The 12,226-nt window shown below is 58.3% G+C and carries 10 protein-coding genes, 2 tRNA genes and 1 pseudogene; 4 read left to right on the top strand and 9 right to left on the bottom strand.

Features of this window, described 5'->3' with window-relative positions:
- Positions 1 to 226: 226 nt before the first annotated feature.
- From AUL38_RS14000 to dnaA, 9 genes and pseudogenes are all read right to left on the bottom strand, one after another.
- A tRNA-Ala gene (locus AUL38_RS14000) sits at positions 227 to 299 on the bottom strand.
- 48 nt (positions 300 to 347) lie between these two features.
- A tRNA-Ile gene (locus AUL38_RS13995) sits at positions 348 to 421 on the bottom strand.
- A gap of 64 nt (positions 422 to 485) precedes the next feature.
- Positions 486 to 893, bottom strand: a complete 408-nt coding sequence (locus AUL38_RS13990; protein WP_059062994.1) for a DUF3566 domain-containing protein — start codon at positions 891 to 893, stop codon at positions 486 to 488.
- Positions 886 to 3,353, bottom strand: a pseudogene (gene gyrA / locus AUL38_RS13985) (DNA gyrase subunit A). The gene AUL38_RS13990 and the pseudogene gyrA overlap by 8 nt, the downstream one beginning before the upstream one ends.
- Positions 3,354 to 3,450: 97 nt before the next feature.
- Positions 3,451 to 5,442 (bottom strand): DNA topoisomerase (ATP-hydrolyzing) subunit B, encoded by a 1,992-nt coding sequence (gyrB, locus tag AUL38_RS13980; protein ID WP_059062993.1) that lies wholly within the window; start codon positions 5,440 to 5,442, stop codon positions 3,451 to 3,453.
- Between the two features lie 172 nt (positions 5,443 to 5,614).
- Positions 5,615 to 6,169 carry a DUF721 domain-containing protein gene (locus tag AUL38_RS17915; protein WP_083506909.1) on the bottom strand — a complete coding sequence of 185 codons (555 nt, stop codon included), beginning with the start codon at positions 6,167 to 6,169 and terminating at the stop codon, positions 5,615 to 5,617.
- Positions 6,093 to 7,268, bottom strand: a complete 1,176-nt coding sequence (gene recF / locus AUL38_RS13970; RefSeq protein WP_059062991.1) for a DNA replication/repair protein RecF — start codon at positions 7,266 to 7,268, stop codon at positions 6,093 to 6,095. The genes AUL38_RS17915 and recF overlap by 77 nt, the downstream gene beginning before the upstream one ends.
- Before the next feature lie 3 nt (positions 7,269 to 7,271).
- Positions 7,272 to 8,414, bottom strand: coding sequence for a DNA polymerase III subunit beta (dnaN, locus tag AUL38_RS13965; RefSeq protein ID WP_059062990.1), 1,143 nt, complete (start codon positions 8,412 to 8,414; stop codon positions 7,272 to 7,274).
- A 346-nt stretch (positions 8,415 to 8,760) separates the two neighbouring features.
- On the bottom strand, positions 8,761 to 10,179 hold the full coding sequence (gene dnaA / locus AUL38_RS13960) for a chromosomal replication initiator protein DnaA (protein WP_059062989.1): 1,419 nt from the start codon (positions 10,177 to 10,179) through the stop codon (positions 8,761 to 8,763).
- Positions 10,180 to 10,459: 280 nt separating this feature from the next.
- Between dnaA and rpmH the strand changes: the two genes are divergently transcribed.
- From rpmH to yidC, 4 genes are read left to right on the top strand one after another with little or no spacing between them, the layout of a single operon-like run.
- Positions 10,460 to 10,597: a 50S ribosomal protein L34 gene (gene rpmH / locus AUL38_RS16945; protein ID WP_042545514.1), complete on the top strand. Its 138-nt coding sequence runs from the start codon at positions 10,460 to 10,462 to the stop codon at positions 10,595 to 10,597.
- Between the two features lie 19 nt (positions 10,598 to 10,616).
- Positions 10,617 to 10,970, top strand: coding sequence for a ribonuclease P protein component (rnpA, locus tag AUL38_RS13955; protein ID WP_083506908.1), 354 nt, complete (start codon positions 10,617 to 10,619; stop codon positions 10,968 to 10,970).
- Positions 10,967 to 11,275: a membrane protein insertion efficiency factor YidD gene (yidD, locus tag AUL38_RS13950; protein ID WP_059062988.1), complete on the top strand. Its 309-nt coding sequence runs from the start codon at positions 10,967 to 10,969 to the stop codon at positions 11,273 to 11,275. The genes rnpA and yidD overlap by 4 nt, the downstream gene beginning before the upstream one ends.
- A 4-nt stretch (positions 11,276 to 11,279) precedes the next feature.
- Positions 11,280 to 12,218: a membrane protein insertase YidC gene (gene yidC / locus AUL38_RS13945; RefSeq protein WP_059062987.1), complete on the top strand. Its 939-nt coding sequence runs from the start codon at positions 11,280 to 11,282 to the stop codon at positions 12,216 to 12,218.
- Positions 12,219 to 12,226 lie beyond the last annotated feature (8 nt).

The following is a 12,226-nucleotide window of genomic DNA, read 5'->3' as shown; positions in this document are numbered from 1 at the left end:
GGGGCTCTGGCTACGTGCTGGATGGGTGGGGAGGGACTGACACTCCCGGAACCATCCACACGTTTTGTCCTATAAGCCCCCTCCTGCGCGCAGCGTGCCCGGCTCATCGCCAACCACACCGGTCCTGGTCACCACCAGACAAGACAGTAGGGGCGGGAGCCGGGGATGCTCCCGGAATGAGAACAGCCCCGCTCATCGGCGGGGCTGTTCTGAATGTTCTACGTTGTGGATCCTGGGAGAATCGAACTCCCGACATCCTGCTTGCAAAGCAGGCACTCTACCAACTGAGTTAAGGACCCTTGGGTGAAAATCACTCTATCGCTTTCCGCGATTTTCGTGAAATTCAGTGGGGCTACCAGGACTTGAACCTGGGACCTCTTCATTATCAGTGAAGCGCTCTAACCACCTGAGCTATAGCCCCTTGACCAAGCAACAACATTACCGGTTCCGAGAGAGAAAACGAAATCGAGTTGCTGCTTTTTGGTCTAATTGCTCGAAAAACCGAGCTGGAATCCGCCGAGAACCCGCACCAGCAGGTTGTATACGAGGGATGCGATGGCCCCGAGAGCCGTGCCGACAATTGTATTCAACACGCCGACGATGACCGAGAAGAAGGCTACCTGGGGGAAGCCGATGTAGTTCATCAAGCTGTTTTCTTCACCGACAATGTCCATGAACAGTTCGTCAATGCGGCCGAACACACCCGTCGTCTGCAGCACGACATATACGAGGATTGCGGCGACGACTCCAACGACTGCAAGACAGATCGAGACCATAAAGGAGAACTTCACTGCCGACCAGAAGTCAACGTACACGAGCTTCAGGCGGACCTGCTTCGCCGGGGCTTTCTTACGAGTCTTCTTCGCGAGTCGGTCTGCGACTGTGTTACTCATTCACGTCTTCCTTGTCTACGGAGTTCTCCGTGTCGGACTCCTCCGAGTCCCCATCGTCGATACCGCGTTCGGCGTTTCGGGCGATCCCAATAATACGATCCCCTTCTGGGAACCGGGCAAACACTACTCCCATAGTATTTCTGCCCTTGGCCGGCACCTCAGCGACACCGGATCGAACCACCTTACCGCTCGCAAGCACGACAAGAACCTCGTCACCCTCATCAACAATGAAGCCACCTGCGAGATCCCCGCGAGTTTCGTCAAGCTTGGCGACCTTGATGCCGTATCCACCACGCTGCTGCACACGGTACTCGTTCACCGCGGTTCGCTTCGCGTAGCCGCCCTCGGTGACCACAAAGACATAGCCTTCATCATCACTCAGGGTGAGGCTGCGAGTAGTGCATCCCCCTCACGGAAGTTCATGCCACGGACACCACTCGTCGAGCGACCCATTGGGCGAAGTGCCTGATCAGTTGCGGTAAATCGGATCGACATTCCCTGCCGTGAAATGAGCAAGATGTCGTCTTCAGCACTCGCTATGAGCGCCTGCACCAGTTCGTCTCCGTCACGGAGCTTAATTGCGATGATGCCGCCGGTGCGGTTGGTGTCGTACTCCGTGAGTGGCGTCTTCTTCACCAGACCGTCACGCGTAGCAAGGAGCAGGTAGCTCGCGTCGTCGTACTGCTTCAGATCAAGGATCTGCGTGACCTGCTCATCCGGAGCAAGTGCAAGGAGGTTCGCGAGGTGCTGGCCCTTTGCGTCGCGACCACCCTCAGCAACCTCGTATGCCTTCGCGCGGTATACGCGCCCGGTGTTGGTGAAGAACAGCAGCCAGTGGTGCGTCGTCGTCACAAAGAAGTGCTCGACAATATCGTCAGCACGCAGCTGCGCACCGCGAACACCCTTGCCGCCCCGGTGCTGCGAACGGTAGTTGTCGATGCGCGTCCGCTTCACGTAGCCGCCGCGAGTGACAGTAATGACCATTTCCTCTTCCGGAATAAGGTCTTCCATCGACATGTCGCCGTCGTAGCCGTGCATAATCGTGGTGCGCCGATCATCGCCATAGCGACCGACGATCTCATCGAGTTCGTCGATAATGATTCCACGCTGGAGCTCGGGTGATGCGAGGATCCCCTCGTACTCCTTGATCTGGGCTTCGAGCTTTGCGGCAAGATCCAAGATCTTCTGGCGCTCAAGTGCTGCAAGCCTGCGGAGCTGCATCGCCAGAATGGCATCAGCCTGGATCTGGTCGACGTCAAGCAGCGTCATGAGCCCCTCACGAGCATCATCCACTGTCGAAGAACGCCTGATCAGCGCTATAACCTCGTCGAGCGCGTCGAGCGCCTTGAGGTAGCCGCGCTGAATGTGAGCCTCGGCTTCAGCCTTCTGCAACCGGAACTGCGTCCGGCGAACGATGACCTCGACCTGGTGCTTCACCCAGTACGTGATGAACCCATCGATCGCGAGCGTGCGTGGCACCCCGTCGACGATGGCGAGCATGTTCGCGCCGAAGTTCTCCTGGAGCTGCGTGTGCTTGTAGAGGTTGTTCAGCACGACCTTGGGAATTGCGTCACGCTTGAGCACGATGACGAGACGCTGCCCGGTGCGGCCACTTGTCTCATCGCGGATATCTGCGATGCCCTGCACCTTGCCATCCTTGACAAGGTCAGCAATTTTCACCGCGAGATTGTCGGGGTTGACCTGATACGGCAGCTCGGTGACGACGAGGCAGGTCCGACCCTGGATCTCTTCGATCGTCACAACTGCGCGCATCTTGATCGATCCACGACCGGTGCGATACGCGTCACGAATTCCACTCGTGCCGAGGATTTGGGCTCCGGTCGGGAAGTCAGGCCCCGAAATTCGCTCCATGAGCGCTTCGAACAGCTCCTCGCGGCTCGCGTCCGGGTTCTCCAGGTGCCACTTAGCTCCGGCAGCAACCTCGCGGAGGTTATGCGGCGGGATGTTCGTCGCCATACCGACAGCAATACCCACCGAGCCGTTGACCAGCAGGTTCGGGAAGCGCGAGGTGAGCACCGTCGGTTCCTGCGTGCGGCCGTCGTAGTTGTCCTGGAAATTGACGGTGTCCTCGTCAATGTCACGCACCATTTCCATGGCGAGTGGCGACATCTTTGTCTCGGTGTAACGGTGCGCAGCAGCGCCGTCATTACCCGGAGAACCGAAGTTGCCCTGCCCGAGTGCGAGCGGGTAACGCAACGACCACGGCTGCACGAGTCGAACCAGAGAGTCGTACACGGCGGTGTCGCCGTGGGGGTGGAACTGTCCCATGACGTCACCGATGACACGGGTGCACTTGGAGAACGCCTTGTCTGGGCGGTATCCCCCGTCGTACATGGTGTAAATCACACGTCGGTGAACGGGCTTCAATCCGTCACGGACGTCAGGCAGCGCACGCCCAACGATCACGCTCATTGCGTAATCGAGGTACGAACGCTGCATTTCTACATTCAGTTCGACCTGGTCGATCCGACCGTGGTTTGCTTCCGTTTCCGGCACAAACTCTACGTTCTCGTTTGCGTCGTCCGGGGTGTTGTTTTCAGATGTCAAGGAAGCGCACGTCCTTCGCGTTCTGCTGAATAAAGCTGCGGCGTGCCTCTACGTCTTCACCCATCAGCGTGGAGAAGACCTCATCGGCGATCGCCGCATCGTCCATGGTCACCTGCAGCAGGGTGCGGGTGTCCGGGTTCATGGTGGTATCCCAAAGTTCCTCGTGGTTCATCTCACCGAGACCCTTGTAGCGCTGTACGCCGCTCTCCTTCTGGAGACGCCGGCCGGCAGCAGCGCCAGCTTGGAGACGGTCATCACGCTCGGCGTCGCTGTACACATATTCGTGCTCCGCGTTCGTCCACTTGATGCGGTACAGCGGCGGCTGCGCGAGGTAGACATAGCCGAGATCGATAAGCGGTCGCATATAGCGGAAGAGCAGCGTCAGGAGCAGCGTTGTAATGTGCTGGCCGTCGACATCAGCATCGGCCATGAGCACAATTTTGTGGTACCTGACCTTCGCTGGATCAAAGTCCTCGCCGATGCCGGCTCCGAACGCGGTGATCATCGCCTGGACCTCAGCATTACCGAGGGCGCGGTCAAGCCGTGCCTTTTCGACGTTCAGAATCTTGCCTCGGAGCGGGAGAATTGCCTGCGTCTCTGGGTTGCGTCCGGTCTTCGCGGAACCGCCTGCGGAGTCACCCTCCACAATGAAGATTTCAGAGACAGTCGGATCTTTGCTCGTGCAGTCGGAGAGCTTGCCAGGCATTCCGCCTGACTCAAGGAGTCCCTTACGACGAGCCGTCTCCCGCGCCTTCCTGGCGGCGAGTCTCGCAGTCGCTGCCTGAATCGACTTCCGGATAATATCCTTCGCCGGCCCGGGATTGCGTTCAAACCAGTCCCCCAGTTGATCGCCAACGACCTTCTGAACAAACGCCTTCGCCTCGGTGTTACCGAGTTTGGTCTTCGTCTGCCCCTCGAACTGTGGCTCACCGAGCTTCACGGAGACCACTGCGGTGAGTCCCTCGCGCACATCCTCGCCCGACAGGTTGTCGTCCTTCTCGCGAATGATGTTCTTTTCACGAGCGTAACGATTCACCAGCGTCGTCAGTGCCGCTCGGAATCCCTCTTCGTGGGTGCCGCCCTCGTGCGTGTTGATCGTGTTCGCGTAGGTGTGGACGCTCTCTGAGTACGATGTCGTCCACTGCATTGCGATTTCGGCAGAAATCTTGCGCTCGGTGTCCTCGAGTTCGAAGGAAATGATCTCCTCGTTCACGAGCTCAGCGCGCTTTGCCTTATTCAGGTGCTCAACGTAGTCCTGGATGCCGCGTTCGTACATGAACTCGTCAGAGAGTGGCTTGGGCTGGACGAGCTCTCCACTCTCGTTCTCGACGGGCTCCTGGGGGCGCTCGTCAGCGAGCGTGATCCGCAGCCCCTTGTTGAGAAAGGCCATCTGCTGGAAGCGCGTCCGAAGCGTCGTGTAATCAAACTCAACAGTCTCGAAGATATCCGCGCTCGGCCTAAACGTGATTGTCGTTCCGGTCTCGTCTGTCGGCTCCCCCTGTGCCAGTGGGGCATCAGGGACAGAGTTTGTAAACGACATGTTCCACGTGAAACCTTGACGCTTCACGGAGACATCGAACTTGCTCGACAGCGCGTTTACGACTGAAGAACCCACGCCGTGCAAACCGCCAGAGACTGCGTAGCCGCCGCCGCCGAACTTGCCGCCTGCGTGCAGCACCGTGAGAACTACCTCAACGGTCGAACGCCCCTCAGTCGGGTGCATATCGACAGGGATGCCACGACCGTTGTCAACTACTCGGACCGCGCCGTCCTGCAGGATCGTGATATTGATGGTGTCGCAGTGTCCGGCGAGCGCTTCGTCGACCGAGTTGTCCACGATCTCGTACACGAGGTGGTGAAGACCACGCGGTCCCGTCGAACCGATGTACATACCGGGACGCTTGCGAACGGCGTCGAGCCCTTCGAGGACCTGGATCTCTCCGGCGCCATATTCTTCAGCCGCAGTCTGTTCTAAAGTCATATTGTGATGCACACTCTCCCGGTTAACCACGGGCCATTTTTAGCCTAAGGCACACTTCTACCCAAGTCTATCAAGAATCGGCCCGCAGAACGGCTTTTGTGGCCGCTGGTGGGCGATTTTTTCGATGGATCGTCCCTAAGGATTTTCCGCAGGACTCGCAACCCCGGGGAGATTAGCCATACGTGTCTCTTGGACCGCGTCCTGGCACGACTCGCGGGCCGTGACGCCAACTCGGTGCGCCGGGAGCCCGGAAGCGCATGTCACGAATTTCTGAATCAGGATACTCGCTGAGCAAGCGCGTCAACATCTCTGCCCGGAGCCTCCGAAGCTCAGTCGCCCAGGTTGTCGAGTCGCACTGGACCTCGAGCACGCCGTCCCGAATCCCGATGATCTGGGTGTGCTCCGCAGTCGCTTCGCCAACAAATGCTGGCCATTCCTCAATAATTCGTGCCTGTTCAAGCTCACTGGACCACCCCATATCCACCACAACGGATTCGAGAACGAAACCGAGCGCCTTGGGGTCCCTCCCGCTACTGAACGGCTTCGAAAGACCATCTTCCCCATCGCGGCGACGCTTTCTGCGCTGAATGCGCCCGCGCCATACACTCTTTGCACGCAAATAGGCACTGGTGGGGAAGCTATCTCCCGTGTCACTCACTGTCTTCAGCTTCCGTGAGTTCCCCCGCGTGGACTTGAATCCGATGCCACGGAAGCCCTTCGGGCACATCACCTTCGACTGCGGCGGTTACGATCACCTGCTCAAAGTCACTCACCACCGCCATCAATCGTTCACGCCTCCCCCGGTCGAGCTCGGCAAACACGTCATCAAGGATGATCACCGGATCTCCAGCCGGTGATTCCCCACGTATGACGGTGGCTAGCGCAATTTTGAGAGCGAGTGCGAAGGACCATGATTCACCATGGCTGGCGTACCCCCGAACTGGAAGATTGTTCAGCGTCAGCTCCAGGTCATCGCGGTGCGGGCCGACGAGGGTGACCCCCCGCTCGAGCTCCCGCCCCCTGGCTTCACTGAGCGCCCTGCGAAACTCTGCCGTGAGCGTTTCACGTGAAACGTCGATCCCGAGATTGCCATCTCGGGTTTCACGTGAAACATTGCCCGACACGTCGTGAACCGACTCGTTCAGGTGAAGTCGTGGAGTGTGATCCTCACCAACGAGCGCAGTGTATGCCTCGGCGAGTGGTGCGCAAAGGTCCCGAACCAACTCGCGGCGCGCGAGCATGATTCGGACTCCGTGTTCGACGAGTTGATCATTCCAGACCTCAAGCGTGGACTCAACTGCTGAACTCCCCCTCGCTGCCCCACGAGCGGACTTCAGTAAGGACGTGCGCTGACGAACAACTCGCTCATAATCCGCAATCACTCCTCCGGCGACTGGAAGGCGGGCTGTTAGCGCGTCATCAAGGAATCGGCGCCGGCCGGCGGGCTCTCCGCGGACGATGCTCAAGTCCTCCGGTGCAAACATGACCGATGTAAACCACCGAGTCAGCTCACGCGACCGCACAGGATTGCCATTCACCTGCGCCCGGTTTGCTCCGCTCCGATTCAACTGGGTCTCGAGAACGACATCGCGATCCCCCGCTGCAACCCGCATGCGCACAATTGCTGCGGGTGCACCGGCCCGAATCATCGCTGCATCACTCGACACGCGGTGTGATCTCAGCGTGGCGAAATACGAGATGGCCTCAACCAGGTTCGTTTTCCCCTGGCCATTTCGCCCCACAATAAGGTTGGCCCCGGCCCGCAACGAGAGTTCGGCTGCCGTGTAGTTGCGAAAGTCGCCAAGCGAAAGATGAGCGACCTTCATTGGCTACCGCAGCAGCAAGTTGGGCTGGAGCAGGTACCGGAAGCTTGCGTCGTCAGCTTCGTCCTTGCTCCGCTGGCTCGTGATGAGTACCGGGCCAGGCTTTCCGGGGTTATCAGTGCGGGTAAACGCAATACGCGCGAACTCGGAGTGAGTCGAGCGAAGTCCGTCGAGCAAGAACTGGGGCTTGAGAGAAACGATCATCTCGTCACCCATGAGGTGTACATCAACACTCTCAACGGCCTGTGCAGATTCAGTTCCTGCAGCCTCAAGCATCACCGCACCCTCGGCAAACGAGAACCGAAGAGCAGCCTCGCGCTCGAGCACGAGGCCAACACGGCCCACAGCTTCGATCAGTTCGGCAGTGTTCACGACGGCGTAGTTATCAACGTTCTCCGGGAACAGGCGCCCGACCGGAGGATAGTTGCCCTTGATCAGCAGCGACGTGACTGTTTTGGTACCACCGGTAAAGGCAATGAGCTCACGCTCGCCGTCCTTCACAATGGTGATTCGAACCTCACCGTCATTCGCGAAGGTCTTGCCTACCTCGGTGACAATCTTCGACGGGACAAGGGCGTTGACGTGCTCGCCGGCACCGCGATCTTCCCAATCGAGTCCCCGTGTGGCAACACGGTAACGGTCGGTGGCAGTCAGGGTCAACGTGTTCTCAGAAACCTCGAACTGAACGCCGGTGATGACGGGCGTGACATCGTCCTTCGATGCAGCGAGAGAAACCTGTGCAACAGCGTCGGCGAAATCTTGCGCCGGGACAGCCCCAGAAACGGAATCGACGACGGGAACCTGCGGGTATTCCTCAACAGGCATTGCCGGGAGGCTGAAGGAGGCACTACCGCAACGCACCTCGACGCGACTTTCGAGCAGGGAGACCTGCACGTCGGCATGCGGAAGACGTTGCGCAATTTCCCCAAGCAAACGACCCGAAACGAGAGCTCGCCCGGCGTCGCTGACGTCTGCGACTACACCCGTACGAGCAGATACCTCGTAGTCGAATGACGAAATTGTGAGTTCGGCATCCTCAGCGTGAAGTAGCACTCCACTCAGCAGCGGCTGTGTCGGGCGCTGAGGAAGCAACTTCACCGCGAACGACACTGCGTCGCTGAACACGTCCCGGTTGACGGTGAATCGCATGTGTTTTCCCTTCGTAGGCGCTCCTGGCGCCAGCCCCACAATCTTTGCACACCTTCGAGTTTGGTGAAACCGGAGGCGCGGAGCGGAGCGTGATTGAGTGGCTTACAAGAATGAGAAAACTTGTAATAGTAATAAGGGCTGTGGAAACTGTGGATAACTCCTGGCTTTCCATGCGGCATATGCAAACTACACCGGTGTGACTTGTTCGTAAGCCGTGGATAGCTGTAGATCCGCATGATGACGGCGAAGTGACAAAAACCTTCGATTCCACAGGCACCCCCTCACTCGTCCACATTTTTCAGAAGTTATCCCCAGTTATCCACAGGAGCCTGTGGGTTGTGGATGGTTAACGGCCGTTCTGCCTTACTCTCGTGGTGAGTTCGGTGACCTGGTTGTACACGGAACGGCGCTCGGTAATGAGCTGCGCAATCTTCTTGTGGGCGTACATCACGGTCGTGTGGTCACGGCCGCCGAAGAGCTGGCCAATCTTCGGAAGCGACAACTGTGTGAGTTCTCGGCAGAGATACATAGCGATCTGGCGGGCAAGTGCGATCTGCTGCGCCCGTGAAGGCCCGTACAACTCATCAACCGACAGGTCGAAGTACTCAGCGGTACGGCTGATGATGTCCGTAGGCTGCACCTCGTTGTCGCTGTCGATCGAGATGAGATCCTTGAGCACCGTTTTGACCAGCGGCATGTCGATGCGTTGCCGATTGAGGTTCGCATAGGCGGTCACGCGGATAAGTGTGCCCTCGAGCTCACGGATGTTCGAGGAGAATTTGGACGCAATGAACTCCAAGATTGCGTCATCGACGTCAAGGTGTTCACGCTGCGCCTTCTTGCGGAGAATGGCAATACGCGTTTCGAGGTCGGGTGCCTGGATATCGGTGAGCAGGCCCCACTCGAAGCGAGAGGTAATGCGCTCCTCAAACCCACGAAGTTGCTTCGGCTGTACGTCGCTGGTGATGACCACCTGTTTGTTGTGACTGTGCAGCGTGTTGAACGTGTGGAAGAAGGCTTCCTGAGTCTCGGCCTTGCCCTCGAGGAACTGAATATCGTCGACTAGCAGGACATCGACATTGCGATATCGATCCTGGAACTGTGCGCCCTGGTTGTTCGCGATCGAGTTAATGAAGTCGTTCGTGAAGTCTTCGGAGCTCACATAGCGAACTCGGATTTCCGGGAAGAGCTCGCGGGAATAGTGCCCGATCGCATGAAGCAAGTGGGTTTTTCCGAGACCGGAGTCACCGTAAATGAAGAGTGGGTTGTACGACTGCGCAGGTGATTCCGACACCGCAAGCGCCGCGGCGTGCGCGAGCCGGTTCGATTGCCCGATGACGAATGAGTCAAAGTCGTACTTCTCATTCAAATGAGGATCTTCGAATGGAACGGCAGCGGCGTGGCGGCTCCGCGGTTCCTGGATTGGTCGCTCGGGCCGCACCGCTGCGGGGGTCACGAAGTCATGGCGCTCCCCGGCTTCCGGCTCGGGTGTCGGCACCGCATCCTCATCGACAATCACGACGAAGTTGTTGATGCTTTCCGCCGTAGTAATGCCGGCAAGTGCGGCCATAATCGGTGGTCGCAGTCGGCCGTCAAGCAGCTTCAGAGTGAAATCGGTTTGCACCGCCAGGTACAGCGTTCCAGCGGCGACGCCTCGCGGGGTAGCGAGCAAAAGTTGTGCCCCGTAGACGGGTCCAACGGAGAGATCAGCGTTCACATGGCGCTTGATCTCTTCCCAGAGTTCGTTGAGTTCTTCGTCAGACATCTACTTCTTCTTGGTCGTTCACGGGTGCAATTCGGGCGAGGTTATCCACAGCTAAGTGTAACCACTGCCAGGAATTCGGTGCGGTCACACGCACATTATCCACAGGCTGACGCTGGCCTGTATGTAACTCCAAGAAAGGGCGGCTTTGACGGGTGATGAATATCGGCGTAAAGTAAGTACCTTGTATGGGCAGCAGCTCCTTTCTCGCTTGCCCAAAAGCCGACTTTCCCTGGGTCGTGAACCCTGGGGATTCATACCATAAAGTCACGGAGTCTGAACTATGAGCAAGCGTACCTTCCAGCCCAACAACCGCCGCCGCGCTAAGGTGCACGGTTTCCGTTCCCGCATGCGCACCCGTGCTGGCCGTGCAATCATCACGGCACGCCGCGGCAAGGGCCGCACCAAGCTTTCCGCGTAGTTCTGGTCTACGAGTCATCATGCCGGCTAGGCATCATCGTGTGACTCGTGGCGAGGATTATCGCCGAGCCGTGAGAACCGGGAACCGCGTAGGTGGTGCATATTGCATTACCTACGCGGTTCGTCGTTCCGCAGCAGAAACGTCGGATGCTACTCCCCGCTTCGGGTACATCATCTCGAAGGCCGTCGGAAACGCCGTCACGAGGAATCTCGTGCGTCGCCGCATGAAGGCCATCTCAGATGAACTCATTCGAGATGGCGCTGAGGGCAGTGACATCGTGTTTCGCGCGCTTCCCAGAGCAGCCGACGCGACATTCGCCGAACTGCGGCGGGAGTTGCATCGCGCACACGAAAAAGTGCGAGCACAGGCATGAAGCGAATCCTATGGGAACTGTGGCTCGCGCCACGGAATCTTGCGATACTCCTCATGAAGGCATATCGCCGCATCATCTCGCCGCTGTACGGGGACGTCTGCAGGTATTATCCAACCTGTTCCCGATACTCTATGGAGGCGTATCAGCAGCGAGGATTTCTCATGGGGATCGCGCTCACGATCTGGCGGTTGCTCCGTTGCAATCCGTTTAGCGGAGGCGGTATCGATGACGTACCGTCGCGCAAGGTCACATTCTTTGACATAAACTCCAGCGGATTTGTCCGCCCCCGCATCCGAAAGGCCTGATCCAGTGAACTTCTTCGAGACCATACTCTGGCCACTTCGGTGGCTGGTTGAGGTAGTCCTCGTCCTCTGGCATCAACTCTTTACCGCTCTGGGGATGAGCGCAGAGAGTGGCCTCACCTGGGTGCTCTCAATCATTGGTCTCGTGATCGTGGTTCGTTCAGCTCTGATCCCAGTGACTGTCCGGCAGATCAAGTCTCAGCGCCGGATGATGGACATCCAGCCTGAGATGAAGAAGATCCAGACGAAGTACAAGGGGAAGAACGACCAGTTCTCCCGTGAGGCCATGAGTCGCGAGACCATGGCGCTGTACAAGAAGCACGGCACCAACCCCTTCTCGTCATGCCTCCCGATCCTTATCCAAATGCCTGTCTTCTTCTCGCTGTTCTACGTGTTGCGGAAGGCCTCGGAGAACACCGAGGGCATCGGCCTCATGGATCGAGAGCTCACGGATAGCTTCAACGCGGCATCGATCTTCGGCGCTCCCCTGAAGATGAACTTCACCCAGGGTTGGGAATCCCAGAACTGGGTAGTCGTCGGCTTGCTCGGCGCCATTGTCATCCTCATGATCTCCTCGCAGTTCTTTACCCAGCTGCAGATCATGTCCAAGAACGTCTCCGACGAGACGAAGAGCTCGCCGATGTACCGCCAGCAGAAGATTCTGCTCTACATCATCCCGTTCGCATTCCTCTTCTCGGGCGTCACCTTCCCGCTCGCGCTCAACATCTACTGGATGACCTCGAACATCTGGACCATGGCGCAGCAGGGCATCGTTATCAACACCATGCCGAACCCCGGATCTGAGGCGTGGCGCGCGCGCCAGGCCCGCCTGAAGGCAAAGGGTAAGCTGACTGATGACGCTCCCGAGGAGTCCAGCCAGGCAACCCAGCCGCAGGGACAGCGGCAGCAGCCCGTCAGCGCCAAGCGCGCCAAGAAGAAGAAGTGAGGTCGTCC

It is taken from the genome of Leucobacter sp. G161, assembly GCF_001482305.1.
Taxonomy (GTDB): domain Bacteria; phylum Actinomycetota; class Actinomycetes; order Actinomycetales; family Microbacteriaceae; genus Leucobacter.
This window is presented reverse-complemented; position numbering and strand designations above follow the sequence as displayed.